Below are 23,956 nucleotides of genomic sequence, written 5' to 3'. Positions count from 1 at the left end.
ATGTTGATACAACCGTACCGTATACGTGTGTATCAATTTTGCCGGGAGGGCGTGTGGACGGTGGGACCCGTGCCGGGATCGGGCGGTTTCGTGATGGGCGGGCCGAGCGGAGGTTCCGGGCCGCGTACGAGGTGGCGATGGGGTTGTGGCCGCCGCATGAGGTGTTCGACGTGGAGACCTCCTTCGGGACGACGCGGGTCTACCGGTGCGGGCCGCGGGACGGGGAGCCGGTGGTGCTGTTGCACGGGCACGGTGCGAACGCCTCCATGTGGTATCTGCAGGCCGCCGGGGTGGGGTGTCGCCGTCCGGTGTACGCGGTGGAGACGATCGACGATCCGGGGGGTGGTGTGCAGCGGCGGGTGGTGACGGGGTCCGGGGACTCGGCGGCCTGGCTTGAGGAGGTTCTGGCCGGGCTGGGGCTGGAGCGGGTGCATCTGGTGGGGTTGTCCTACGGTGGCTGGCTGGCGCTGAACCAGGCCGTGTACGGGGCCCGGCGGCTGGCGTCGGTGACGTTGCTCGATCCGGGTGGGCTCGCGCGGGTGCCGCTTCGGTTCATGGTGACGTTGCTGGTGACGTTGTTGGCGATGGCCGCTCCCCCGTCGTGGCGGCGGGCGCTGTACCGGGTGGTGGCGGAGTGGGCGCTGGTGGGGCGGCCGGAGATCATGGCGCCGGTCGTGGCCGGGGCGCGGGGGTTTCGGCCGGATCGCAGTCCGGCGCGGCGGTTCGGTGACGAGGAGCTGGCGCGGGTGGCGGTGCCGGTGCAGTTGATCGTCGGGGGGCGCAGCAGTCTGGTGCGTCCGGCCGAGGTCGTCGAGCGGGCGCGGCGGTTGCTTCCGGTGGTGCACGCGGAGGTGGTGCCGGGTGTGGGGCACGCGGTCGCGCTTGAGGCGCCGGAGCTGGTCAACGATCGTCTTGTGGCGTTCGCGGATCGGTGTCGCGGTGGTGAGGGCCGCTCCCCCGGGCCGGATGCATAATCGCCTGTGTGATGGACGGTTGTGGTCTGCGGGAGGTCGCCGGGGAGTTCCTGCTGTCGTTGCGGGCCAAGAAGCTCTCCCCCAGTACGGTCGCCGGTTACGACAGTGATCTGCGGATCGTGGCGGAGCTGGTGGCGCGGCGTGCGGAGGTTCCGGTTGAGGATCTGCGGGTGGAGGTGTTGACGGCGCGGCTGGTCAGGGGGGCGTTCGCTGATTTCGCCGGGTCGCGTTCTGCGGCCAGTGTGAACCGGGCGTGGAGTGCGTGGAATCGGTTTTTGACGTTCTGTGTGGCGGAGGGGGTGCTGGAGGGTAATCCGATGGCGGCGGTGCCGCGGCCGAAGCAGCCGGCGAAGGCGCCCAAGCCGTTGCTGGGTGACGGGTCGGCGTCGGTGACGTTGCTTGAGCGGGTGGCGGCGGGGGCGCGTAAGGCGCGTGATCCGTGGGTGGAGCGTGATCTGGTGGTGCTGGCGCTGGCGTTGGTCACGGGGATGCGGTCGGCGGAGTTGCTGGGGCTGACGATGGGGTCGTTCGGCGGTCCTTCGGGTGAGCGGCGGGTTCAGGTGGTGGGCAAGGGCGGCAGGACGCGGTCGTTGCCGATCGAGGAGCCGGTCGAGGTGCTGGCCGATCGGTATGTGCGCAGCCGGTTGGAGCGGTTCGGGCTCGGGGGGTTGCCGCCTTCGGCGGTGTTTCTGGTGGACACGCGTAATGAGCCGTTGCGGCGGGGTGGTCTGCAGTATTTGGTGCGGCAGTGTTATCGGTACGCGGGGGTGCACGATCGGGTGCAGCGGGGGACGTTGGTGCACGCGTTGCGGCATGAGTTCGCGACGCGGCTGGCGGAGCGGGGGGCCTCGGCGCATGAGCTGATGGAGTTGCTGGGGCATTCGTCGATCGTGACGGGTCAGGCGTATGTGGCTTCGACGGCGCGTGAGGTGCGCCGGGCGGCGGGGGTGAATCCGGCTTATGGGGTGATCGGCCGGTTGGCGGGGTCGTCAGGGGGTGTGGATCTTCCTGACGAGGCGTGAGGCGGCGCGGTGGCTGAGGCCGGTTTCTCCTCGGACGAGGATGACGGCCTGGTCGAACTGGCCGGTGGCTTTGAGGTGCAGGACCTGTTCGATGAGGGCGGGGCCGAGTCCGCCGCCGATGAGGGTGTTGCGGGGGCGCTGGGTGAGTCGTACGGCGAGCGCGATGAGGCCGATGATCACCAGGGCGGCGAGGGCCGCGAGGAGGATGACGGCGGCCGTGTTGACCATGGGGTGATCCTTGCGGGTGTGGGGGCCGGGTGGTGAAGGCCGTACCCGGTGTGTCGTCTCGTATGCCGTCCGGGCGGGGTGTTCTGTGTTCGTGGCCGTCCCGGCGGAGCCCTGCCGCGGTGCGGGCCGGGGCGGGTCTCCCCCGGTGTCGTGTGCCGCGGTGCCGTACCCGGTTGGTGGGTTGCGGAAGTGTCGCCGGTCTCTGTTACGTTCCGGGCGTGTCTGCAGAGCCTCTGATCCGCGCGCGCGGGCTTGTCAAACGGTTCGGTGATTTCGTCGCGGTCGACGGGATCGATCTGGAGGTGGAGCCGGGTGAGGCGTTCGGGTTCCTGGGGCCGAACGGGGCGGGTAAGTCCTCGACGATGCGGATGATCGGCTGTGTGTCGATGCCGTCGGCGGGTGAGTTGCGGATTCTGGGGATGGATCCGGTGCGGGACGGGGCGCGGATCAGGGGGCGGCTGGGGGTGTGCCCGCAGCTGGACAATCTTGATCCGGATCTGAGTGTGCGGGAGAACCTGACGACGTACGCGCGGTATTTCGGGATGTCGCGGGCGAGGGCGCGGGAGCGGGCCGAGGAGTTGCTGGATTTCGTGCGGTTGCGGGATCGGGCCTCCAGCAGGGTCGAGCCGTTGTCGGGGGGGATGAAGCGGCGGCTGACGATCGCGCGGGCGATGGTGAACGATCCTGATCTGGTGTTGCTGGACGAGCCGACGACGGGGCTTGATCCGCAGGCGCGGCATCTGTTGTGGGAGCGGTTGTTCCGGTTGAGGCAGCGGGGTACGACGCTGGTGCTGACGACGCATTACATGGATGAGGCCGAGCAGTTGTGTGATCGGCTGGTGGTGATGGACGGGGGGCGGATCGTCGCGGAGGGGTCGCCGCGTTCGCTGATCGGGACGTACTGCGCGCCGGAGGTGGTGGAGTTGCGTTTTCCTGAGGGGGTGGATGTGGCGGGTGGGCTCGCGGGGATCGGGCGGGTGGATCCGTTGCCGGATCGGGTGTTGCTGTACACGGGTGATGGGGACGCGGCGGTGGCGGAGGTGCGGCGGCGGGGGTTGGTGCCGTCGAGTGTGCTGGTGCGGCGTTCTTCGCTTGAGGATGTGTTTCTGCAGTTGACGGGCCGGACGTTGGTGGATTGAGGTGGTTCGTCCGGCGGTGGCGGTGTTTGAGCGGCATCTGTGTCTGTACCGGAGGGTGTGGCGGGCGTCGGTGTTGTCGTCGTTCGTGGTGCCGGTGCTGTTCCTGGTGAGTTTCGGGGTGGGGGTCGGCCGGTATGTGGGCGAGGTCGGCGGGGTGGGGTATCTGGCGTGGATCGCGCCGGGGGTGATGGCTTCGACGGCGTTCCAGATGGCGGTGGGTGATTCGACGTACCCGGTGCTGGGTGACTTCAAGTGGGTGCGGGGGTTTCACGCGATGCGGGCCACTCCGGTCGGGGTGCGGGACATGGTGGCGGGTGGCCTGCTGTATGTGGTGTTGCGGGTGGAGAGCGCGGTCGTGGTGTTCCTGGTGGTGGCCGGGGTGTTCGGGGCGTTGCGTTCGCCGTGGGTGGTGGTGACGCCGGTGGTGGCGGCGTTGCTGGCGGTGGCGGTGGCGGCGCCGGTGACGGGGTTCTCGGCGAGTATCGATCACGACAGTTATTTCGCGTTGTTGTTCAGGTTCGTGATGATTCCTTCGGCGTTGTTCGGCGGGGTGTTCTTCCCGGTGGAGCAGTTGCCGCCGGTGGTGCGTCCGCTGGCGTACGCGTCGCCGTTGTGGCATGGGGTGGAGTTGTGCAGGGCGGCGACGCTGGGGGCGGCTCCGCCGTGGCCGGTGGGATGGCATGTGGGGGTTCTGCTGGTGTTCGCGGGTGCGGGTGCGGTGTGGGCGGTCCGGGCGTTCGGCAGACGGTTGAGGGACTGAGGCGGTCATGGTTTCTGCGGTGCTGGCCGTGCGGGTCTCTCCGGCGCGGGTGGGGGCGGTGGCCGGGCGCAACGTGGGGGCGCTGCGGTCGGGTCCGGCGTATTGGCTGGTGCTGGCCTCGGGGTTCTTCGAGCCGGTGCTGTATCTGCTGTCGATCGGTGTGGGGGTCGGGGCGCTGGTCGGTGAGCTGCGGCTGGGCGACGGGCGGACGGTGGGTTACGCGGTGTTCGTGGCGCCGGCGATGCTGGCGGTCTCGGCGATGTCGGGGGCATTGTCGGAGACGACGTTCAACTTCTTCTTCAAGATGAGGTACGCCAAGACGTTCGAGGCGATTCTGGCGACGCCGGTGCGGCCGTTGGAGGTGGCGCTGGGTGAGCTGGCGTGGGCGCTGGCGCGCAGTGCGCTCTACACGGGGGCGTTCCTGGTGGTGATGACGGCGATGGGGCTGACGCGGGCCGGGTGGGCGCTGGCGGCCTTTCCGGCGGCGTTGCTGGTGGGGCTGGCGTTCGGTGCGGTGGGGATGGCCGTCAGCACGGTGATGCGGGGCTGGCAGGACTTCGATCTGGTGAGTACGGGCCAGTTCGCGTTGTTCCTGTTCTCCGGGACGTTCTCGCCGGTCGGGGACTATCCCCCGGTGTTGCGGGCGGTGGTCGAGGCGGCGCCGTTGTTCCACGCGGTGGAGTTGGTGCGGGGGCTGGCGGCGGGGTTGCCCGGCTGGGGGCTGGCGGGGCACGCGGCGTATCTGCTGGTGATGGCGGCGGTGGGGTTGTGGGTGGCGGCGCGGCGGCTGGAGCGGGTGCTGTGCCGGTGACCGGGGTGTGATCGGGGGTGGTCAGGCGGGGGTGTAGGGGGTGGCGGAGACGACGGCGGTGAGGGGCAGCGGGCCGTAGATGTGGGGGAAGGTCTCGGCTGAGCCTGCGGGGGTCTCCAGGCGGACGTCGAGGCCGGCCGGGTCGATGGTCAGGACGAGCAGGGGCTGGGTGACGTCGCGGTAGAAGCGGCCGGCGACGCCGTCGAGCTGGGTGCGGTCGCAGCAGGCGTGGATGAAGCCCTCCTGTTCGAGGGTGCGGCCCAGGGTGGAGACGCGGTACTCCCCCTGGGGCTGGGCGGCGTCCCAGTCGGCGGCCAGGGCCAGGTGCAGGATGGTCATGGGGCGGGCCTTTCCTTGAGGGGGCGGGTCGTCAGGGGGCGCTGCCGGCGAGATTGATCAGGACCACTCCCCCGATGATGAGGGCGATGCCGCCGGCTTTGACGAGGGTGAGGCTTTCGCCGAGGAAGAGCATGCCGATGACGGCGATGGCGGCGGTGCCGGCGCCGGACCAGACGGCGTAGGCGGTGCCGATCTCCAGCTGGCGTTTGAGGGCCTGGCCGAGCAGGGCGAACGCGGTGGCGTATCCGGCGACGACGAGCAGTGCCCATCCTTTGTGGGTGAAGCCGTCGCTGAACTTCAGGGCGGTGGTCGCCGTGATCTCGGCGATGATGGCTCCCGCCAGGAGCAGCCACGCCATGGGTCACTCTCCCGAATTCTGCTTACATCCCCTCCGAAACCGGCATGACCGTACCATTTCTGGCGGGGTTGGGGGCCGGAAACCCGGTGCGGCGGTTTCACTTGCGAGGGGTGTCGAATGCGTGTTCCACTGAGCGGCATGCGTTGGGAGGCTCCCGCCCTGTTGCCCGAGCCCGCCAGGGGTGGGCCGCGGATCGCGCGTTCGGCGGTGACCCGGGTGCACGGCGCGGTGACCTGTTACGAGGTGCAGGCCCGTACGGCGCTTGAGCGGACGGGGCAGGGGTGGACGGTGAGTCCCTATCAGGGGTGTGCCGGGGGGTGCCGTTACTGTTCGGCGCGGCACGGTCATCGCCGGCTCGGGCTGGACGGCGGTGCCGGGTTCGACTCGCGGATCGTGGTGCGCACCAACATCGTGCGGCGGTTGCGTGCGGAGCTGGTCTCCCGGTGGGACGGTGAGCATGTCGCCGTGGGGATGGCGGGTGACTGTTATCAGGGGGTCGAGGAGGTCTACCGGCTGATGCCGGGGGTGGTGGCGGCGTTGCGTGAGGCGGGGGCGCCGTTCACGGTGCACACCAAGGGGACGCTGATCCTGCGGGACGCCGATCTGCTGGCGGGGGCGCCGGGGGCGGGGGTGGTGGTCTCGATCGCGTTCGTCGACGACCGGGTGCGGCGTGGGGTGGAGCCGGGGGTGCCGGACGCGCAGCGGCGGCTGGAGCTGGTGGAGGAGCTGAACGGGCGGGGGGTGCCCAGCGGGGTGGAGATGGCGCCGATCCTGCCGTTGCTGACCGACTCCCCCGACCAGATCTCCGCGACGGTGCGGCGGGTGGCGGCGGCGGGGGCGGTCAGCCTGACGCCGCGGGTGCTGCGGCTGCCGCCGGGGGCGCGGGAGTGGTACATGGCGTGGGTGGGTGAGCATCATCCGGGGCTGGTGGCCCGGTACGGGGAGTTGTACGCCGCGGGGGCGGAGGCCGATCCGGTGTACGTGCGGGCGGTGGTGGGGCAGGTGCTGCAGGTGGCCGCCCGTTACGGTCTGAGCCCGACGCGGCCGGAGCAGCCGTTGCCGCTGGCGCTTCCGGCGCCGACGCAGATCAGCCTGTTGTGAGGTGGCCGCGCCGTGGCGGCGCGGCCTCGCCGGAGGGGCGGGTGGTCAGGCCTTGAGGGCGCTGCCCTTGCGCCACTCCTTGAACGGCATCTGCCAAAAGCCCCAGCCGTTGTTCCACTCCAGTTGCCGGGTGGTGCCGGTGATGGTGATCACGTCGCCGCGCTGGACCTGGTCGTAGAACCATTTGGCCTGGTCGGGGCGGGCGTTGACGCAGCCGTGGCTGACGTTCTGGCGGCCCTGGGCCCAGACGTTGTTGAGGGCGTGGACGTATTCGCCGCTGTTGGAGAAGCGCACCGCGTGGTTGATCATCAGGTCGTAGTAGCCGGGGTCGCCCTTCTTGCGGCCCGGGGAGATCATCCGTTCGGGGTTGGCCTTGCCCATGGTGAGGTGGACGCCGCTGGTGGTGGTGTACTCGCGGGTGTCGCCCTTGCCCGCGCTGATGAGCATGGTCTGCACGACCTTGCCGTCGCGTCTGACGATCATCTTGTGCTTGCGGGTGTCGACGACGGAGATCTGGGCGGCGCCGATGCGGATGACCTTGGTGAGGTTCTTGACGCCGTACATGTCCTTGCCGCCGCGCACGCCCTTGATGCGGGCGGTGAAGGTGACCTTCTGGTGGGCGGGCCAGTACTTGGCGGTGCGGTAGATCACGGTGGTGTCGTTGATCCACCGCCAGGCGCCGGGGACGGGTTTCTCCGCCTTGACCTCCAGGGCCTTCTCCACGGCGGCCTTGTTGGCGACCTGCTGGTTGAAGGTGACGATGATCGGCGCCCCCACGCCGACCTTCTCGCCCTTGATGGCCGGGGTGACGTCGGCGACGGCCAGTTCCACCTTCGGTTTGAGTGTGGTGAAGGTGCTGGTGGCGGTGGTGCCGTCCACGGTGCGGACGGAGACGTCGTAGGTGCTGGAGGGTTCCATGGGCACGGTGGAGGTCCACTTGGTGCGCTGGGCGTCGAAGTCGCCTTCGAGTTTGTGGCTGCCGCTTTGCACGGTGACCTCCTCCAGGGCGCCGCCGTCGGCGGTGACGACGACCTTGCGGTCGGGCCGTACGGCGGCGCCGCCCTGGGCGGGGCTGATCCTGATGGTGGGGGCGGCGGGTGTGGGGGTGGCCGTCTCGCCGCCGGGGGTGCCTGCGGCGCCGGGTGCCGCCGGGGTGCCGCCGGAGCAGGAGGTGGCCAGCAGGGCGGCGGCCAGGCCCAGTGCGGCCAGCGGTTTCCTCAGGTCACGGCGTTCCATGTTCAGCACAGCTCTCTCCCCCAACCGCAAAGTGCGTCTAAAAACTCTAATAGGTGACGCTGGAGCACTATGCACGGTTCGTGAGAGTTGAATCACATTTAGGTTACTTTCGGTGACGGAGGCGGCCGTTCCGGCCGGTTCGTGCCTCACCCGGGCGGGTGAGGCACGGGTGTTCACCGGATGTTCGTGAGAAGGCTCACAGCGCCGTTCCGGGCGCGGCGGGGGCCTTGACCGGGTGGAAGGCGCGGCGCAGGGCGTACATCAGGTCGTCCTGCATCCGGCGGGAGACCTGGGCGTCGGGGACCCAGGAGCAGCCGTGGAAGGTCCCCGGGTACATGTGCAGGCCGACCGGGACCCCGGCCTGCACGAGTCTGGCGGCGTAGGCCAGGCCCTCGTCGCGCAGCGGGTCGAACTCGCACACCACCACGTACGCCGGGGGAAGCCCCGACAGGTCCTCGGCCCTGGCCGGGGCGGCGTAGATCGGGACGTCGTCGCCGCCGGGCCGGTGGGCCCGGCCGAGGTAGTAGTCCCAGCTGATCTCGGCCTTGTCGCGGCTCCAGCCGGGGGTGTCGACGAAGGCGCGCATGGAGGGGGTGTCCAGGCGGTCGTCGAGTTCGGGGATGCCGAGGTACTGCAGGCACAGCGCGGGGCCGCCGCGGTCCCTGGCCAGCAGCGCGACCGCGGCCGACAGGCCGCCGCCCGCGCTCTCCCCGCCCACGGCGATCCGCGCCGGGTCGACGCCGAGCTCCCCGGCGTTCTCGGCGGTCCACACCAGTGCGGCGTAGCAGTCCTCGACGCCGGCGGGGTAGGGGTCCTGCGGGGCGAGGCGGTAGTCGACGGAGACCGACACCACGCCCATGGTCTCGGCCAGGGAGGCCAGCAGCGCGTCGCCCATCTCGATCTGGCCCACGATGAAGCCGCCGCCGTGGATGAAGACCATCGCCGGGGCCGGTTCGGCCGAGCGCTCGCGCGGGGCGTACAGGCGCACCCGTACCGGCCCGCCGGGGCCGGGGATGTGGCGGTCCTCGACCGTCACGGTGTCGGGGAAGCCGCCGGGCATCGAGCTGAAGAACTCCTTGAGGACCTGCCGGGAGGTCACCGTGTCACGAAGGTCGTGCTCGGGCAGCAGGTCGGCGGTGAACGGAGCGAGCTCGGGGTCGAATCCGTAGGGCATCAGGGGGCTCTCCTCAGATCGGGTCGGCCCCATGATGCCCGGCGCCGGCGCGGCCGGGCCGGGCGCGGGCGGTGACTTGGACACGCACGCGCATGAACGGATGCGTGACGTCCAAGTCACCGCCCGCCGGGCCCCGCGGGAGGCCCGCCCGGGGGTCAGGGTGAGCGCAGGCGGTGGGTGAGGCTGGTGTGGCGGCGCCCGGCGCCGCGGGTGCGCACCGCCTGGGCCAGGGCGCGGCGGGAGCCGACGATGACGACGAGTCTCTTGGCGCGGGTGATCGCGGTGTAGAGCAGGTTGCGCTGCAGCATCATCCAGGCGCTGGTGGCCAGCGGGATGACCACCGCGGGGTATTCGCTGCCCTGGGAGCGGTGGATGGAGACCGCGTAGGCGTGGGCGAGCTCGTCGAGTTCGTCGAAGGCGTACTCGACGTTCTCCTCCTCGTCGGTCAGCACGGTCAGCCTGTGGTCGTCGGGCCTGATGTCGACCACGGTGCCGACGGTGCCGTTGAACACCCCGGCGGCGCCCTTGTCGTAGTTGTTGCGCAGCTGGGTGACCTTGTCGCCGACCCGGAAGACGCGCCCGCCGTAGCGGCGTTCCGGCATGCCCTCCCTGGAGGGGGTCAGGGCCTCCTGCAGCACGGTGTTGAGGTTGCCCGCCCCGGCGGCGCCCCGGTGCATCGGCGCCAGGACCTGCACGTCGCGGCGCGGGTTGAGGCCGAACCTGCGGGGGATGCGGCTGGCCACCACGTCGACCGTCAGCGCCGCGATCTCCTCGGGTTCCTCGCAGGGGAACAGGAAGAAGTCCTTCATGCCCTCCAGGACCGGGGGCAGGCCGGTGTTGACGCGGTGGGCGTTGGTGACCACGCCCGACTCCTGGGCCTGGCGGAAGATGTGCGTCAGCCGTACGCGGGGGATCTGCTCCTGGGCGGCCAGCAGGTCGCGCAGGACCTCGCCGGCGCCGACGGAGGGAAGCTGGTCGACGTCGCCGACGAACAGCAGGTGGGTGCCGGGGGCGACGGCCTTGACCAGTTTGTTGGCCAGCAGCAGGTCCAGCATGGAGGACTCGTCGACCACGACGAGGTCGGCGTCCAGGGGGTTGTCGCGGTCGAAGGTGGCCTCGCCGCCGGGGCGCAGCTGCAGCAGCCGGTGCACGGTGGTCGCCTCGTGGCCGGTCAGCTCCGACAGGCGTTTGGCGGCCCTGCCGGTGGGGGCGGCCAGGATGACCTTGGCCTTCTTGGCGCGGGCCAGGGTGACGATGGAGCGGACGGTGAAGCTCTTGCCGCAGCCGGGGCCGCCGGTCAGCACCGCGACCTTCTCGCTCAGCGCCAGCCGTACGGCCTGGGCCTGCTCTTCGGCCAGGTCGGCGCCGGTCTGCTTGCGCAGCCAGGTCAGGGCGGTGTCCCACTCGACGGTCTTGAAGGCCTCCAGCCGGTCGTGGCCGGAGTTCAGCAGGGCGCGCAGCGCGCCGGCCAGGGACAGTTCGGCGCGGTGGAAGGGGACGAGGTAGACGGCGGGGACGACGGTGTCACCGGCCGGGATCTCCTCGCGGACCACGCCCTCCTCGGCGACGAGCTCCTCCAGGCACTGGACGGTCAGCTCCGCGGGGACCTGGAGGATCTTGACGGCGTCGGCGACGAGGTTGGGGGCGGGCAGGTAGCAGTGGCCGTCGTCGGCGGCCTGGGACAGGGTGTAGCGCAGCCCGGCCTTGACGCGTTCGGGACTGTCGTGCGGGATGCCGACGGCCTGGGCGATGGTGTCGGCGGTCTTGAAGCCGATCCCCCACACGTCGTCGGCCAGCCGGTACGGCTGGCTCCTGACGACGGTGATGGAGGCCTCGCCGTACTGCTTGAAGATCCGCACGGCGATGGAGGTGGTCACCCCGACGCCCTGCAGGAAGATCATCACCTCTTTGATGATCTTCTGTTCCTCCCAGGCGGCGGCGATCATCTTGGTTCGTTTGGGGCCGAGGCCGGGGACCTCGACCAGTCGTTCGGGGACGGTCTCGATGATGTCGAGGGTGTCGGTCCCGAAGTGGGCGACGATCCGCTCGGCCATCTTCGGCCCGATGCCCTTGATCAGGCCGGAGCCCAGGTAGCGCTGGATGCCCTGCACGGTGGCGGGCAGCACGGTGGCGTAGGACCACACCTCGAACTGCCTGCCGTAGCGGGGGTGGGTGCTCCAGCGGCCGGTCAGGCGCAGCGACTCCCCGGGCTGGGCGCCCAGCAGCGGCCCGACGACGGTCAGCAGGTCGTCTCCCGACCGTTCGGTGGCGACCCTGGCGATGGTGTAGCCGGTCTCCTCGTTGGCGTAGGTGATCCGTTCGAGGACTCCGGAGATGCTGGTGCCGGGGGGTGCGGAACCGTCCTCGCGTGCCACCGGTGACCTCCCTGCCGAATGTCGCCCCCAGCGTAGGAGTGAACGCGGTTGATCGGCAATTTCGGTTCCGGGTGGTGCCTCACCGGGGGGTGAGGGTCCTGCCGATCCGGTCGAACAGGGGTTGCAGGCCGTCCTTGTCGGTGCTGAGGGTCAGGATGCAGGTCCTGCCCGAGGAGGAGGAGCGGGTGTAGTACTGGGTGCCTCTGATGTCGATGCCGCGGGAGGGCAGCCGGTAGACCACCCGCACGGCGGTGCCGTCGTCGATCGGGACCTCGCCCGCCTGGGAGACCGTGGCGCCGAGCTGGCCCAGTTGCCGTTTGACGTCGGCGACGATCTGGTCGGCGGGCACGTCCGGGCTCTCCTGGCAGAAGGCGTTGAGGTTGGTGGCGAAGCGGTTGGGGGAGGTCGCGGCGGAGGTGCGGTCGGAGGCCCAGACCGCCTTGTTGGCCACCAGCGGGCGCAGGCTTCGCCTGGCCTGTTCCAGGGCCTCGCCGGACAGGCCGATGGAGGTGAGGCTCTTGTCGAGGTCGTCCCTGGACAGGTCGAGGGCGACCCAGTCCTGCGGGACGGCGACGGTGAGCCCGTTGGCGGGGCCGCCGATGCGTGTGAAGCCCTGCGGCGCGGTGCCGGGCGGTACGGCGGGCCGCGCCGTCGTGGATGTCGCCGTGGGCGTCACCGGGGGTGTCGCCGTGGCCGGGGTGGTGGGGGGTGCCGGGGTCGCGGCGAGCGCGCCGCAGGCCACGGCCCCGGCGGAGGCCCAGAGGGCCACCCGGGCGGACGGCCGGGTCACGGCTCCTCCTCCAGGAGGGCGTCGGTGACGCCGGGCGGGCTGATGAGCAGCGCCCCGTTCCAGCCGGCGCGGCGGGCGCCCGCCTGGTAGGCGCTGTCGAGGAAGTCGAGCACGGTGGCCACCGGGTCGTCGTGGGCGCGCGCGTCGTCGTAGCGCAGCACCGCCAGGTGGCTGCCCCGCTGCGGCAGCCAGGCCGCCTGCTCGGGCCGCAGCGGTTCCCCGGCCAGGCCCTCGGGTTCGGGGGCGGTGTAGGAGTAGAAGGCGGGCCAGGGCATCGCCTCGTCGCCGAACCAGAAGCCGCTGCTGATCACCTCGCGGGAGTAGGCCTCCCGGGTGACGGGGTCGGCCTGGGGCTGGGGGCCCGCCGGGCGGCCGGAGAAGCGGGTCACGGCGATGTCGAAGGTGTGCCAGAAGTGGTGGACCGGGCTGACCTTGCCGCAGAAGCCCGCCGCGAAGCGGTCCAGCACCAGGCCGACCTGGGTCAGGACGCGCCAGTAGCGGTTGACCAGCGCCGGGTCGTAGTCGGCGTGCTTGGCGTCCTGGGCGAAGGGGGTGGCGTCGGTGAGGCCGAACGGTTCGGCCTCGATGCGGGTGGTGACGCCCAGGTCCTCCAGCACCTCGAACAGGGTCCGGTAGAAGGAGGCGACCGAGTGGCCGACGAGGCTGAACGTCACGCCGCGTCCGTCCAGGCGGTTGACGGCCAGGGTGTGGGCGACGAAGTCGAAGTCGATCGTGAAGACCGGAGCGCCGCCGAACCCTCCGGAGGGGCGGGTGGTGATGCCCCGCCCGGTCAGGTGGAAGGGCACGTTCCACCAGTGGTTGTGGCGGGTGCTCTCGGCGAGCCGTACCTTGCCGACGATCTGGGTGAACCGGTGCAGGGTCTCCTTGGTGCTCTCCCACTCCTGCAGTGGCATGGCGGGAAACCACTCGGTCGTGTCCATCGCTGCCCCCTCGGCGCGGGGCCGGCCGGTCCCGCATCCCTCTCAGCCATCACACTAAAAGTAGTCATATCATGACTTATAGTGATCACGGGATGGGGAGGGGTCCCCGGCCGCACCGCGGCGGCCGGCGGATGATCCGGGGGGCGGCCCGCGGGGCGGCCCCGGACGAGCGCCGCGGGCTCGTTCTCGCGGGTGCCGCCGGGGCTCCCGGGCACTAGCCTGAGCACACACGTCGTGTCGGGGAGGTATCAGTCTGATGTCGCCGCTTCTGGAGAGTACGGCTCGGGCGCTGCTGCGCAGGGTCGCGGTCGAGCAGGCCGAGTCGCGGCTGCCGTCCCTGGCGGCGGCCGTGGTGCGCGACGGGAGCCTGGCCTGGTTCGGCTCGCGCGGCCTGGTGGGCGAGGAGGCCCCCTCCCGCGACACCCAGTACCGGATCGGCTCGATCACCAAGAGCATGGTGGCCGTCGTGGTCATGCGGCTGCGCGACGAGGGCCGCGTCGACCTGCTCGACCCGATCGGCAAGCACGTGCCGGGCACGCCCGTCGGGGAGGTGACCGTCGCGCAGCTGCTCTCGCACACCGGCGGGCTGACCGCCGAGCCGCCGGGGCAGTGGTGGGAGCGCACCCCGGGCGTGCCGGTCGAGGAGCTCATCGCCCGTCTCGGCCCGCAGACCTCCCGCCACCGGCCCGGCCGCCGTTTCCACTACTCCAACCTCGGTTTCGCCCTGCTGGGCGAGCTCGTCGCCAGGCAGCGCGGGACGGACTGGGCGCGGGCCGTGCGCGCGGAGGTGCTGCAGCCGCTGGGCATGGACCGCACCACCACCCGGCCGAGCGCCCCGCACGCCCACGGCTACGCCGTCCACCCGTGGGCCGACGTCCTGCTGCCCGAGCCCGAGCACGACGCGCTCGCCATGGCCCCGGCGGGGCAGTTCTGGTCCACCGCCGCCGACCTGGCCCGGTGGGCGGCGTTCGTCGCCGGGGACACCGGCGGTGTGCTGGACCCGGCGACGGTCGCCGAGATGCGCGAGCCCGCGACCGTCGACGACGGCGACGCCTGGACCGGCGGGTTCGGGCTGGGCCTGCAGCTGGCCCGCGCAGGCGGGCGGCGCCTGGCCGGGCACACCGGCTCCATGCCGGGCTTTTTGGCCACCGTGTGGGCCGACCCGGGCGACCGCACCGGGGTGCTGTTCCTGACCAACTCCACCTCGGGGATGAGCCGTACGTTCCTGGGCGAGATGCTGGCCGTCCTGGACGAGCACGAGCCGCGCATGCCCGCCGAGTGGCGGCCCTCGGCGGCCGAGGCGGGCCTGCTGGAGCTGACCGGGCCGTGGTACTGGGGGCCGAGCGCCTACGCGCTGCGGCTGCTGCCCGATCGGGGCCTGTCGCTGGCCCCGATCGGCGCCGCGGGGCGGGCCTCGCGCTTCGTCGCCCAGGACGACGGGACCTGGCTCGGCCTGGACGGCTACTACGCCGGGGAGCGGCTCAGCGTGGTGCGCGGCGCCGACGGGTCGGTCAGCCACCTCGACCTCAACACCTTCGTGTTCACCCGCACCCCCTACGACCCGGCGGCCGAGGTGCCCGGCGGGGTCGACGAGGGAGGCTGGCGGGGCTGACGGGCCCCGCCGTACGGCCGCCGGCGCTTTGACGGCAAATATTGTCGGTGAGAGGGTTGGGGCATGCTGGAAGTGGCGGTGATCGAGGACCCGGCGGCGGCCGAGGCCTCCCTTGACCCGGTGCGGGGGCGGCTGCTGGCGGAGCTGTCGCAGCCGGCGTCGGCCACGATGCTGGCCGCCCGGCTGGGCCTGCCCCGGCAGAAGGTCAACTACCACCTGCGGGCCCTGGAGCGGCACGGGCTGATCGAGCTGGTCGAGGAGCGCCGCAAGGGCAACATGACCGAGCGGGTGATGCGGGCGACGGCGGCCTCCTACGTCATCTCCCCGCTGGCGCTGGCCGCGGTACAGCCCGACCCGGACCGCTCCCCCGACGCGTTGTCGGCCCGCTGGCTGCTGGCGGTCGCCGCCCGGCTGGTCCGTGAGGTCGGCGAGCTCATCGGCGGCGCGGCCCAGGCCCGTAAACGGCTGGCGACCCTGACCATCGACGGCCACGTCCGTTTCGCCTCGGCGGCCCAGCGCGCCGCCTTCGCCGAGGAACTCGCCGCCGCCGTCGGCGCCCTCGTCGGCAAGTACCACGACGAGGACGCCCCCGGCGGGCGTGAGCACCGGCTCATCGTCGCCGTCCACCCCAGTCCCGACTCCCGGGCCCCGGGGGCGCCGGGCCGTAAGGAGCCGTGATGGGCCACGAGTTCGAGGTGCGCAGGCAGGTCGAGCTGGCGGCCGACCCCGAGGAGGTCTGGCAGGCCATCGCCACCGGGCCCGGGGTCGACTCCTGGTTCATGGGGCGCAGCCGGATCGAACCCCGGCAGGGCGGTTCGACGCGGCTGACCGTCGGCGGCGCCGTCGAGGAGGCGACCATCACCTCCTGGGAGCCGCCCGGCCGGTTCGCCTACCGCACCGGCCGGGGCGAGGACGGGACGTTCATGGCGTTCGAGTGGCTCGTCGAGGGCCGCGACAGGGGCTCCACCGTGCTCAGGCTGGTGCACGAGGGCTTCCTGGAGGGCGACTGGGAGAGCGAGTACGAGGCCATGCAGTCCGGCTGGGACATGTACCTGCACACCCTGGCCGCCTACCTGAGGCACTTTCCCGGCCTCAGGGGCACACCGGTCTCGGCGCTCAAGGTGGGGGCCGCGGGTCCCGAGCGGGCGTGGGCCGCCCTGACCGGCGCGCTCGGGCTGCCCGCGACGGCCGCCGTGGGTGAGCCGGTGAGCGTCGCCCCCGAGGGGCTCGCGCCGATCGAGGGCGTGCTCGACTACGCCGACCCGTTCTCCTGCCTGGGGGTGCGCACCGGCGACGCGCTGTACCGGTTCCTCCACTCGGGGGAACGCAGGGGCGACGCGGTGTTCCTGGCCCACCACGTCTACTCCGGCGGCGCAGGTGAGCAGGAGCTGGGGCGGGCCTGGCAGGCCTGGCTGGAGCGGCTGTTTCCGCCCCGGCCCTGAGACGCGGGAGGGCCGCGAAAGAGGTCAGAAGGGAGTGGGGGTGACCCGCCTGAGGAAGACGACGCCGTCGATTCCGCTGAGGCGGGCCGGGTCGAGCGGGAAGTAGGCGAAGTCGCGGGAGCGGCGCGGCCCGGAGCCGGCGGCGGTGACGGTTTCGGCCAGGCGGCGGGCGTCCAGGAGGCAGCGTTCCCACGGGAGCGCGGACAGGGCGCCCTCGACGGTGTCCGGGGGCGGGACGTCGTCGCCGACCGTGCCGAAGGCCGAGGCCAGGAAGGCGTACCGGTCGCCCAGGCGTGCCGCGGTGATCGCCCCCGCGCCCCACCACCGCAGCGTCCGCTCGCCGAACGGCATCAGGCTTTCGCCGCGCTGCAGGTGGAGGTTGCTGGCGTAGACCAGGGCCGGGCCGTGTTCGGCGACGGCGCTCAGGTTGGCGGCCATCATCGCGTCCCGCAGCGCCGACAGGCGGCCCCAGCGGTGCGGGGAGTCCTCGGCCATCCCGTGGTGGTAGCGCAGCAGGCCGACGGCGGTGCGCCCGTACAGCTCCGCCCGCCACCTGTCGCGGGGGTTCAGCCGCGGGACCTGCGTCTCCAGCAGCGCCACCAGGTCGTCGGCGATCACGCGCAGCCGCAGGGCCTCGGCGGAGCGGCCGATCGACCGGGAGGGGTCCGTGGCCGTGGCCTCGTCGGACCACCGCTCGTCCGGGCCCAGCAGTTCCTCAAGGGTCTGGCGGGTCACGACCGTACGGGCGGGCGGGTCCTCCAGCAGGTCGTACAGGGCGGTGAGCGCCTGGCGCGGGCTCGCCGCCCAGTACTCCAGGGGGCCGTCGAAGCCGAAGAAGCGAAGCTTGTCGTCGTGCTTGTCGTTGTGGGAGCGCATCCAGCGCACGAGTTCGCGGTTGGCCTCCAGGGCGCCGAAGCCGTGGCTGAAGCCGCGCCGCATGACGTCGTCGAGGGTGCCCTCTCCCCCCGTGACGTAGTCGTCGACCAGCAGGCCCATGAGGCAGTCGCTCTCGATGGCGAAGCAGCGGTAGCCCTCATGTTCGGCCAGGTGCCGGAAGATCTCGTTGCGTGCGCTGCCCAGGTCCTCCACCAGATGCCTGGCCTCGCCCAGGCCGAGCAGCAGGGGGCGGGCGGGAAGCGAGCGCAGCAGGGCCGACACGCCCGCGCCGTCGAGCGGCCAGGCGGTTTCCTTGATGTCCATTCCCTCAACGGTATCGTTGAACATCCGGTGTAAACTTTCCGCGGAAAATCCGGTGTCCGTCTTGGTGGACCTTCAAACGGTGGTGCGTTCATGAGGCCGGTCGACCTGGCGCGTGAGCACGGCCTGTCCGCCCAGGCGGTCAGGAACTACGAGCAGGACGGGGTGTTGCCGGCCGCCGGGCGCACCGTTCACGGCTACCGCGTCTACACGCCGTTGCACGCGCGGGCGCTGCGTGCCTTCCTGGCCCTGGTGCCCGGGCACGGCCACCGGACGGCGACGTCGGTGATGCGGGCGGTCAACCGGGGCGCGCTCGAGGAGGCGTTGCGGCTGCTCGACGACAGTCACGCCCAGTCGCTTGAGGACCGCCGCACCCTCCAGGCGGTCGAGGTCGCGCTCGGTGACCTGGCGCCGGTGCCGCAGGAGCGCGGCGACGTCTTCATCGGTCCTCTGGCCGGCAGGCTCGGCGTGCGCCCGGCCACGCTGCGCAAGTGGGAGAAGGCCGGGCTGGTGCGGCCGCGCCGCGACCCGAAGACGGGGTACCGGGTGTACGGCGCGGCCGAGGTGCGGGACGTGCGGCTGGCCCACCAGCTCAGGAGGGGCGGCTACCCGCTGGAGCGGATCGCCCCGCTGATCGCCCAGGTCCGTGCCGCCGGGGGTGTCGTCCCGCTGGAGTCGGCCCTGGGTGAGTGGCGGGCGCGGCTGGCGGCCCGGGGCCGCGCCATGCTCGCGGGCGCCGCGGCCCTGGACGCCTACCTCCGCGACCTCGAACCCTGAGGCGCCTTCGCGCCCCGGTTCAGCTCCGCGTGGCGACGCCCGGGTCGTCCTGGGTGAGGCGCACCGTGTCGAGGTAGTCGGCGATGGCGTCCCGGTTACGGGTCAGGGACTGGATGCGCTCGGTCATCCGGTCGCGCTCGTGCTCCAATGTGGCGATCATCTCCGGGGTCGCATCGGAGAAGTGGATGATCCTGGGCCTGTCCAGGCAGGGCAGGATCTGCTTGATGATCCGGGTCGGCAGCCCCGCGTCCAGCAGGCCCCTGATCTGCATGACCCGGTCCACCAGGCGCTCGTCGTAGGCGCGGTAGCCGTTGGCGCAGCGCTCGGGCAGGATCAGCCCCTGCTCCTCGTAGTAACGCAGCAGCCTGCGGGGCGTGCCGGTACGCTCGGCCAGCTCTCCGATCCGCATGTGCCCTACCTCACACCCTGTCACGTTGACCTTCACATCAATGTGATGGTTTGAACATACGCAACGTGCGAAACCACACCACACGATCAGCCGGGCCCGTCGCGGGAGCCGGCGATCAGAGACTACCCCTGCCCGCTCTGGCCGCGTTGGCCACGGCCGCCTTCGTCACCGTCCTGACCGAGGCCCTGCCCGCGGGTGTGCTGCCCGCGATGGGCGCCGACCTCGGGGTCGGCGAGTCCGCGATGGGACAGGCGGTGACGATCTACGCGATCGGTACGGCGGTCGCGGCGATCCCCCTCACCGCGGCCACGGCCGGATGGCGGCGCAAACGCCTGCTGCTGACCGGGGTCGCGGGCTTCGCCGTCGCCAACACGGTCACCGCCGCCTCGCCGTACTTCGCGCTGAGCCTGGCGGGCCGGTTCGTCGCCGGAGTGGCCGCGGGCCTGGTGTGGGCGCTGCTGGCGGGCTACGCCGGCCACCTCGCCCCCGCCCACCTGCGGGGCAAGGCCATCGCGGTCGTCATGACCGGCATCCCGCTCGCCCTGTCCCTGGGCGTGCCCGCGGGAACCTTCCTGGGCGGCTTCCTCGGCTGGCGGGCCGCCTTCTCCGCGATCACCGTGATCGCCGCCGTCCTGCTGGCGTGGATCGCCGTGGCGGTCCCCGACCGGCCGGGACGGCGGCACCGGGACCGGCACCCGATCCTGCCGACCCTCAGGATCGCCGGCGTGGTGCCGATCCTGTTCGTGACGCTGGTCATGGTGCTGGCCCACACCATCCTCTACACCTACATCGCCACCTTCCTGCGGCGGTCCGGCATGGGCGGCTCCGTCGACCTCGTGCTGCTGGTCTTCGGCGCCGCCTCCATGGTGAGCATCTGGATCGTCGGCGCCCACATCGACCGCAGGCCACGGCTCCTCATCGTCGCGGCCAGCGTCCTGTTCTCCGTGGCGGCGGCCGTCCTGGCCGTGCGGGGCGCCGACCCCGCGCTGGTCTACCCGGCGGTGACGCTGTGGGGGCTCGGCTTCGGCGGCGCCCCGACCCTGCTGCAGACCGCCGTGGCCGTGGCGGCGGGCCAGGCGGCCGACACCGCGCAGGCCATGCTCGTCACCCTGTGGAACGCGGCCATGGCGGCGGGCGGGGTCGCCGGGGCGGTCCTGCTCGGACTGCTGGGCCCCGGCTCCTTCCCGTGGAGCGTCCTGGCCCTGCTGGTCCCGGTGCTGGCCGTCGTGATCGGCGCCCGCACCGGCGGCTTCCCCGCCGCGAGGCGGGGCGCCCCCCGCTGAGGGCGCCCGGCTCACCTGCCCGCCAGATGACGCAGATAGGCCTCCCGGTCGAGCGGGTCGCCGCCGGCGCGCGGACGCGCGGGCGGGCGCCCGCTCACCGGCCGGTCCCCGCCGGGGGCCGACCACCACACCCCCTCACCGTGCGAGAGCCCGGGCAGTTCACGCTGGAACACGTGGACGGCCCCGGCCGGGATCTCCCCCTCCACCGACCAGGCCGCCTCCCGGGCCGCCGACCCGTGCAGCCGCGCCCCCAGCGCGGCCAGCCGGGCGGTGACCGGGCCGAGTGCCTCGGCGGGGATCTCCAGCTCGAAGGAGTGACACGGCTCGTAGACCCGGGTTCCGGCCAGGCGCAGCGCGCCCATGAGGACCAGCGGGGTCAGGCCGCGGAAGTCGGCCGCCGTGCTGACCGGCCCGCCGAAGCCGCTGTGGGTCAGCGTGACGGCGCAGTCGGTGACCGGCCAGCCGTACAGGCCCTGCCCCAGGGTCTCGTGCACGCTCTCCTCGATCGCCCGGTCGAAGGCGGCCGGAAGCGCGCCCAGCTCGACCTCGCGCCGGAACCTCACCCCGGAGCCCGGCGCGCCCGGCTCGACCCGCAGCCCGACCGTCGCCCAGAAGTCGGGCACCCCGCGCCGGTGGTTCATCTCCTCCAAGAGCGCCCCGGTCCCCGCGGGCCGCTCGGTGTACACCGGCGTCGAGGGCTCGAAGACGGCCCCGGCCCCGAACTCGCGCTCCAGCCTGGCCGCGATGACCTCCTTCTGCACCTCCCCGTACAGCAGCAGCGAGGTCGCCCCGTCCGGTGTGAGGCGCGCCTGGATCAGCGGGTCTTCATCCGCCAGGCGCACCAGCGCGGCGCGCAGCCGGGCCGCCTGGTTCCGTCGCGGCGGCCGTACGAGCGTCTCCAGGCTCGGCGGCGGGAAGCAGGCGTCGGCGGAGCCGGGCGGCAGCGGGCCGATCAGGTCGCCGACACGGACCCCCGACAGTCCGCGCACCCTGGCGATGTCGCCCGCCCTGGCCGGGTCGCCGCCGGAGGAGGCCGCGCCGGGCGCGACGACCCGCAGGGCGGTGATCTGCTCGGTGCGCTCGGCCGTACCGCCGCCCGGCTCGCGGCGCCGGTAGGTGACGCGCTCGCGGACGCGCAGCTCGCCCGAGCGCAGCCGCAGGTAGGCGACCCGCTCCCCGCAGGGCCCCGGCTCGATCGCGAAGACCGTCCCCCGCACCTGGCCGCCCGCCGGGGGCGGCACCGGCAGGTAGCGGCGGATTCCCTCGACGAGGCCGCCGACGCCCTGGCCGCCCAGCGCCGACCCGAAGAACACCGGGTACAGCACGGCCGCCGCGCTCTGCCGGGCCACCGCCGCCTCAAGCCGCGCCGCCCCGGGGGTGCGGCCCGCGACGAGGTCTTCGAGCAGTTCCTCGTCGTGCTCGGCGAGGATCTCCGCCGCCCGCGCGTCGTGCGGCGGCGCAGGCCTCACCCGCACGCCCGCCGTACCGGCGCCCTCGACCGACGCCATGGGCAGCAGGTACGGCCACAGCGTGCGGCGCATCCGCTCGAACAGCTCCTGCGGGCGGGCGCCGGGGCGGTCGACCTTGTTGACGAAGATCAGGGTGGGCAGCCGCAGCCCGCGCAGGACGCGCATCAGGACCCGGGTGTGCGCCTGCACCCCCTCGACGGCCGACAGCAGCAGCACCGCGCCGTCGAGCACGCCGAGCGCGCGCTCGACCTCGGCGACGAAGTCCGCGTGTCCCGGCGTGTCGATCAGGTTGACCTGCAGGTCGCCGACCCGGAAGGGGGCGACCGCGGAACGGATGGTGATGCCTCGGCTGCGCTCGATGTCGCCGCTGTCGGTCTGGGTGCTTCCCTCATCGACGCTGCCCAGGCGCCCGATGGCCCCGGTGTCGAAGAGGAGACGTTCGGTCAGGCTGGTCTTACCGGCGTCCACATGGGCGAGAAGACCGATGTTCACGGTGGGCATGCTGGGAGAAGTCCTCGAAAACTCTCGTCCGGAAAAGGGGCTGAGATGTTCCGAAGACTCGCCGCATTGCTTCTCCCCGATCGGTGTGCCGGACCGCCTCATGATGCCACCCGGGCGTCCGGGACGCGCAACCGGATTTCCGGCCTCCGGCAGACCGGTGCCGCGCGTCCGCGGCGGGCAGGGGCTCTGGCGCGCGTCACCGGCCGGGCGCGGAGCACGTCACGGCACATATGAATTGAGGCGAGGTGATTCGCCTTGTTATGGTGAGGACATGGCTTTCCTCTTCTTCGTCTGAGTCCGGGCACGGCCGACGCCGCCGTCTCTGCCGCCCGTGGACCCTTCGTACGATCAGGGAAAGTCATATGCGCGACCGCGCCCATACCGTCCTGCCCGCTGCCGTGGCGCAGCTGTCCGTCAGGAACGTCACCAAGTGCTACGGCACCCGGACCGTCCTCGACCAGGTCTCCTTCACCGTCCGGCCGGGTGAGAAGGCCGCCGTCGTCGGTGAGAACGGCTCCGGCAAGTCCACCCTGCTGCGGCTGCTCGCCGCGGCGGAGCCGCCGGACGCCGGGCAGGTCACCGTCGCCTTCCCCGGAGGCGTCGGACACCTCGCCCAGACCCTCGGCCTCGACGCGGCACGCACCGTGCAGGACGCCGTCGACCTCGCCCTGGCCGAACTGCGCGACATGGAGCGAAGGCTCCGCGCCGCGGAGGAGTCGCTCGCCGGCGCCTCGGAGGAGGAACTCGCCGCGTACGGCGAGCTGCTCGTCGCGTACGAGCGACGCGGCGGATACGCGGCGGACGCCCGGGTGGACGCCGCGATGCACGGGCTCGGTCTCGCCCGGATCACCCGGCGGCGCCCGCTCGGCTCGCTGTCCGGCGGTGAGCGGTCCCGGCTCGCGCTCGCCTGCGTCCTGGCCGCCGCCCCCGAACTGCTGCTCCTGGACGAACCGACGAACCACCTCGACGCGGCGGCCGTGCACTGGCTGGAGGAGCACCTGCGCGCCCACCGCGGCACCGTCGTCGCGGTCACCCACGACCGTGGCTTCCTGGAGCGCATCGCCACCACGATCCTTGAGGTCGACCGGGACGAGCGCGCCGTGCACCGCTACGGCGACGGCTGGGCCGGCTACCGCGCCGCGAAGGCCGCCGCCCGGCGTGGCGCGCAGCAGCGGTACACCGACTGGGCGCAGGAGGTGGCCCGCGCGGAGGAACTGCTCAGGGCCGCGGGCAGGAGGCTGGCCGTCACCGGCCGCGACCCGAAGCAGGGCTTCGGCAAGTACCGCCGCTCCAGCGAGGCGAAGCTCGGCGGGCAGGTGCGCTCGGTGCGGGAACGCCTGGACCGGCTGCGGCGCGACCCGGTGGCCAGGCCGCCGGCACCGCTCCGTTTCACGACGGCGCCGCCGACGGTGGACGGCGGCCCGGCTCAGGGTCCCCTCGCCGAGCTCGACGGCGTGCGGGTCGGGGAACGCCTGCGCCTGGACGGGCTCCTGACGATCACGCCCGGACAGCGGCTGCTGGTCACGGGAGACAACGGCGCGGGCAAGACGACGCTGCTGCGGGTCCTGGCGGGCGACCTGACGCCGGACGCGGGCACGGTACACCGGCCCGCCCGGATCGCCTACCTCGCCCAGGAACCGCCCGCGCACACCACACGGCTGACGCTGCTCGCCGCGTTCGCCGCGGGACGGCCCGGGCCGCCGGACGAGCACGCCGAACGGCTCCTGTCCCTGGGCCTGTTCCGTGAGGAGGACCTGCACGTCCCGGTCGCCGCCCTGTCGGCGGGGCAGCGGCGGCGGTTGCAGATCGCAACCCTGGTGACCCGGCCCGCGGACCTTCTCGTCCTCGACGAACCGACCAACCACATCGCACTCGACCTGGTCGAGGACCTTCAGGCCGCGCTCGCGGCGTACCCGGGGGCGGTGGTCGCGGTCTCGCACGACCGGGGCTTCCGTGCGCGCTTCGAAGCCGAGCGGCTGGAACTGCACGCCGGCCGCAGACGCTGACCCGGCCCGGCC

23 protein-coding genes are annotated in these 23,956 nt (G+C 72.3%); 12 read left to right on the top strand and 11 right to left on the bottom strand.

Going from position 1 to position 23,956, the window contains the following annotated elements:
* Positions 1 to 53 precede the first annotated feature (53 nt).
* Positions 54 to 974: an alpha/beta fold hydrolase gene (locus ABZ470_RS21930; RefSeq protein ID WP_362913342.1), complete on the top strand. Its 921-nt coding sequence runs from the start codon at positions 54 to 56 to the stop codon at positions 972 to 974.
* Between the two features lie 11 nt (positions 975 to 985).
* A complete protein-coding gene (locus ABZ470_RS21925; protein ID WP_352012709.1) occupies positions 986 to 1,996 on the top strand; it encodes a tyrosine-type recombinase/integrase in 1,011 nt (336 codons plus the stop codon).
* Here the strand turns inward: ABZ470_RS21925 and ABZ470_RS21920 are convergent.
* Positions 1,964 to 2,224: a hypothetical protein gene (locus ABZ470_RS21920; protein WP_362781402.1), complete on the bottom strand. Its 261-nt coding sequence runs from the start codon at positions 2,222 to 2,224 to the stop codon at positions 1,964 to 1,966. The two genes, ABZ470_RS21925 and ABZ470_RS21920, sit on opposite strands and share 33 nt — an antisense overlap.
* A gap of 218 nt (positions 2,225 to 2,442) precedes the next feature.
* Here ABZ470_RS21920 and ABZ470_RS21915 point away from each other — a divergent pair, with 218 nt between their 5' ends.
* The 3 genes from ABZ470_RS21915 to ABZ470_RS21905 are packed head-to-tail and all read left to right on the top strand — an operon-like array spanning position 2,443 to position 4,934.
* Positions 2,443 to 3,363, top strand: coding sequence for an ABC transporter ATP-binding protein (locus ABZ470_RS21915; protein ID WP_352012501.1), 921 nt, complete (start codon positions 2,443 to 2,445; stop codon positions 3,361 to 3,363).
* 16 nt (positions 3,364 to 3,379) lie between these two features.
* Positions 3,380 to 4,123, top strand: a complete 744-nt coding sequence (locus tag ABZ470_RS21910; RefSeq protein WP_362781404.1) for an ABC transporter permease — start codon at positions 3,380 to 3,382, stop codon at positions 4,121 to 4,123.
* Between the two features lie 19 nt (positions 4,124 to 4,142).
* Positions 4,143 to 4,934, top strand: a complete 792-nt coding sequence (locus tag ABZ470_RS21905) for an ABC transporter permease (RefSeq protein WP_362913340.1) — start codon at positions 4,143 to 4,145, stop codon at positions 4,932 to 4,934.
* Between the two features lie 21 nt (positions 4,935 to 4,955).
* Here the strand turns inward: ABZ470_RS21905 and ABZ470_RS21900 are convergent, their stop codons facing one another.
* Positions 4,956 to 5,273 carry a DUF952 domain-containing protein gene (locus ABZ470_RS21900; RefSeq protein WP_352012498.1) on the bottom strand — a complete coding sequence of 106 codons (318 nt, stop codon included), beginning with the start codon at positions 5,271 to 5,273 and terminating at the stop codon, positions 4,956 to 4,958.
* Between the two features lie 31 nt (positions 5,274 to 5,304).
* Positions 5,305 to 5,631, bottom strand: a complete 327-nt coding sequence (locus tag ABZ470_RS21895) for a multidrug efflux SMR transporter (RefSeq protein WP_352012497.1) — start codon at positions 5,629 to 5,631, stop codon at positions 5,305 to 5,307.
* 117 nt (positions 5,632 to 5,748) lie between these two features.
* Here ABZ470_RS21895 and ABZ470_RS21890 point away from each other — a divergent pair, with 117 nt between their 5' ends.
* A complete protein-coding gene (locus ABZ470_RS21890) occupies positions 5,749 to 6,732 on the top strand; it encodes a radical SAM protein (protein ID WP_352012496.1) in 984 nt (327 codons plus the stop codon).
* Positions 6,733 to 6,777: 45 nt separating this feature from the next.
* Here ABZ470_RS21890 and ABZ470_RS21885 read toward each other — a convergent pair whose 3' ends face one another.
* The 5 genes from ABZ470_RS21885 to ABZ470_RS21865 all read right to left on the bottom strand — a co-directional run bounded on the left by ABZ470_RS21885 (position 6,778) and on the right by ABZ470_RS21865 (position 13,248).
* Entirely contained in the window at positions 6,778 to 7,968 is a 1,191-nt protein-coding gene (locus ABZ470_RS21885) for an Ig-like domain-containing protein (RefSeq protein WP_352012708.1), read from the bottom strand.
* A 196-nt stretch (positions 7,969 to 8,164) separates the two neighbouring features.
* Positions 8,165 to 9,142, bottom strand: a complete 978-nt coding sequence (locus ABZ470_RS21880) for an alpha/beta hydrolase (protein WP_362913338.1) — start codon at positions 9,140 to 9,142, stop codon at positions 8,165 to 8,167.
* 155 nt (positions 9,143 to 9,297) lie between these two features.
* The gene (locus ABZ470_RS21875; RefSeq protein WP_362913336.1) at positions 9,298 to 11,517 is read right to left on the bottom strand and encodes an ATP-dependent RecD-like DNA helicase; all 2,220 of its coding nucleotides are present in this window, start codon (positions 11,515 to 11,517) and stop codon (positions 9,298 to 9,300) included.
* Positions 11,518 to 11,596: 79 nt separating this feature from the next.
* A complete protein-coding gene (locus ABZ470_RS21870) occupies positions 11,597 to 12,307 on the bottom strand; it encodes a hypothetical protein (protein WP_362913334.1) in 711 nt (236 codons plus the stop codon).
* Positions 12,304 to 13,248: a DUF5996 family protein gene (locus ABZ470_RS21865; RefSeq protein ID WP_362781415.1), complete on the bottom strand. Its 945-nt coding sequence runs from the start codon at positions 13,246 to 13,248 to the stop codon at positions 12,304 to 12,306. The genes ABZ470_RS21870 and ABZ470_RS21865 overlap by 4 nt, the downstream gene beginning before the upstream one ends.
* A 256-nt stretch (positions 13,249 to 13,504) precedes the next feature.
* Here ABZ470_RS21865 and ABZ470_RS21860 point away from each other — a divergent pair, with 256 nt between their 5' ends.
* From ABZ470_RS21860 to ABZ470_RS21850, 3 genes are all read left to right on the top strand, one after another.
* Complete coding sequence (locus tag ABZ470_RS21860) at positions 13,505 to 14,860, top strand: serine hydrolase domain-containing protein (RefSeq protein WP_362913332.1); 1,356 nt, start codon at positions 13,505 to 13,507, stop codon at positions 14,858 to 14,860.
* Between the two features lie 63 nt (positions 14,861 to 14,923).
* Positions 14,924 to 15,538, top strand: a complete 615-nt coding sequence (locus tag ABZ470_RS21855; protein ID WP_352012490.1) for a helix-turn-helix domain-containing protein — start codon at positions 14,924 to 14,926, stop codon at positions 15,536 to 15,538.
* Positions 15,538 to 16,302, top strand: coding sequence for an SRPBCC domain-containing protein (locus tag ABZ470_RS21850; protein ID WP_362913330.1), 765 nt, complete (start codon positions 15,538 to 15,540; stop codon positions 16,300 to 16,302). Before ABZ470_RS21855 ends, ABZ470_RS21850 begins: the two co-directional genes overlap by 1 nt.
* A 24-nt stretch (positions 16,303 to 16,326) precedes the next feature.
* On the opposite strand, the gene ABZ470_RS21845 is transcribed toward ABZ470_RS21850, so the two are convergent.
* Positions 16,327 to 17,502, bottom strand: coding sequence for an erythromycin esterase family protein (locus tag ABZ470_RS21845; RefSeq protein WP_362913328.1), 1,176 nt, complete (start codon positions 17,500 to 17,502; stop codon positions 16,327 to 16,329).
* A 90-nt stretch (positions 17,503 to 17,592) separates the two neighbouring features.
* On the opposite strand from ABZ470_RS21845, the gene ABZ470_RS21840 reads away from it, so the two are divergent.
* Positions 17,593 to 18,276, top strand: coding sequence for a MerR family transcriptional regulator (locus ABZ470_RS21840; protein ID WP_362913326.1), 684 nt, complete (start codon positions 17,593 to 17,595; stop codon positions 18,274 to 18,276).
* A gap of 19 nt (positions 18,277 to 18,295) precedes the next feature.
* Here ABZ470_RS21840 and ABZ470_RS21835 read toward each other — a convergent pair whose 3' ends face one another.
* Positions 18,296 to 18,685 carry a MerR family transcriptional regulator gene (locus tag ABZ470_RS21835; RefSeq protein WP_352012486.1) on the bottom strand — a complete coding sequence of 130 codons (390 nt, stop codon included), beginning with the start codon at positions 18,683 to 18,685 and terminating at the stop codon, positions 18,296 to 18,298.
* Positions 18,686 to 18,750: 65 nt separating this feature from the next.
* Here ABZ470_RS21835 and ABZ470_RS21830 point away from each other — a divergent pair, with 65 nt between their 5' ends.
* Entirely contained in the window at positions 18,751 to 19,968 is a 1,218-nt protein-coding gene (locus tag ABZ470_RS21830; RefSeq protein ID WP_352012485.1) for an MFS transporter, read from the top strand.
* 11 nt (positions 19,969 to 19,979) lie between these two features.
* Here the strand turns inward: ABZ470_RS21830 and ABZ470_RS21825 are convergent, their stop codons facing one another.
* Positions 19,980 to 21,938 (bottom strand): translation factor GTPase family protein, encoded by a 1,959-nt coding sequence (locus ABZ470_RS21825; protein ID WP_362913324.1) that lies wholly within the window; start codon positions 21,936 to 21,938, stop codon positions 19,980 to 19,982.
* A 362-nt stretch (positions 21,939 to 22,300) separates the two neighbouring features.
* Here ABZ470_RS21825 and abc-f point away from each other — a divergent pair, with 362 nt between their 5' ends.
* Entirely contained in the window at positions 22,301 to 23,944 is a 1,644-nt protein-coding gene (gene abc-f / locus ABZ470_RS21820) for a ribosomal protection-like ABC-F family protein (RefSeq protein WP_362913322.1), read from the top strand.
* Positions 23,945 to 23,956: the final 12 nt, after the last annotated feature.

It is taken from the genome of Streptosporangium sp. NPDC020072 (assembly GCF_040631445.1).
GTDB lineage: Bacteria > Actinomycetota > Actinomycetes > Streptosporangiales > Streptosporangiaceae > Streptosporangium.
This window is presented reverse-complemented; position numbering and strand designations above follow the sequence as displayed.

Excerpts from the sequence above, each read along its gene's own strand:
- ABZ470_RS21835 (WP_352012486.1), bottom strand. The coding sequence starts at position 18,685 with ATGCGGATCGGAGAGCTGGCCGAGCGTACCGGCACGCCCCGCAGGCTG.
- ABZ470_RS21900 (WP_352012498.1), bottom strand. The coding sequence starts at position 5,273 with ATGACCATCCTGCACCTGGCCCTGGCCGCCGACTGGGACGCCGCCCAG.
- ABZ470_RS21840 (WP_362913326.1), top strand. The coding sequence starts at position 17,593 with ATGAGGCCGGTCGACCTGGCGCGTGAGCACGGCCTGTCCGCCCAGGCG.
- ABZ470_RS21885 (WP_352012708.1), bottom strand. The coding sequence starts at position 7,968 with ATGGAACGCCGTGACCTGAGGAAACCGCTGGCCGCACTGGGCCTGGCC.
- ABZ470_RS21825 (WP_362913324.1), bottom strand. The coding sequence starts at position 21,938 with ATGCCCACCGTGAACATCGGTCTTCTCGCCCATGTGGACGCCGGTAAG.
- ABZ470_RS21860 (WP_362913332.1), top strand. The coding sequence starts at position 13,505 with ATGTCGCCGCTTCTGGAGAGTACGGCTCGGGCGCTGCTGCGCAGGGTC.
- ABZ470_RS21925 (WP_352012709.1), top strand. The coding sequence starts at position 986 with ATGGACGGTTGTGGTCTGCGGGAGGTCGCCGGGGAGTTCCTGCTGTCG.
- ABZ470_RS21895 (WP_352012497.1), bottom strand. The coding sequence starts at position 5,631 with ATGGCGTGGCTGCTCCTGGCGGGAGCCATCATCGCCGAGATCACGGCG.
- ABZ470_RS21855 (WP_352012490.1), top strand. The coding sequence starts at position 14,924 with ATGCTGGAAGTGGCGGTGATCGAGGACCCGGCGGCGGCCGAGGCCTCC.
- ABZ470_RS21845 (WP_362913328.1), bottom strand. The coding sequence starts at position 17,502 with ATGGACATCAAGGAAACCGCCTGGCCGCTCGACGGCGCGGGCGTGTCG.
- ABZ470_RS21920 (WP_362781402.1), bottom strand. The coding sequence starts at position 2,224 with ATGGTCAACACGGCCGCCGTCATCCTCCTCGCGGCCCTCGCCGCCCTG.
- abc-f (WP_362913322.1), top strand. The coding sequence starts at position 22,301 with ATGCGCGACCGCGCCCATACCGTCCTGCCCGCTGCCGTGGCGCAGCTG.
- ABZ470_RS21890 (WP_352012496.1), top strand. The coding sequence starts at position 5,749 with ATGCGTGTTCCACTGAGCGGCATGCGTTGGGAGGCTCCCGCCCTGTTG.
- ABZ470_RS21865 (WP_362781415.1), bottom strand. The coding sequence starts at position 13,248 with ATGGACACGACCGAGTGGTTTCCCGCCATGCCACTGCAGGAGTGGGAG.
- ABZ470_RS21880 (WP_362913338.1), bottom strand. The coding sequence starts at position 9,142 with ATGCCCTACGGATTCGACCCCGAGCTCGCTCCGTTCACCGCCGACCTG.
- ABZ470_RS21850 (WP_362913330.1), top strand. The coding sequence starts at position 15,538 with ATGGGCCACGAGTTCGAGGTGCGCAGGCAGGTCGAGCTGGCGGCCGAC.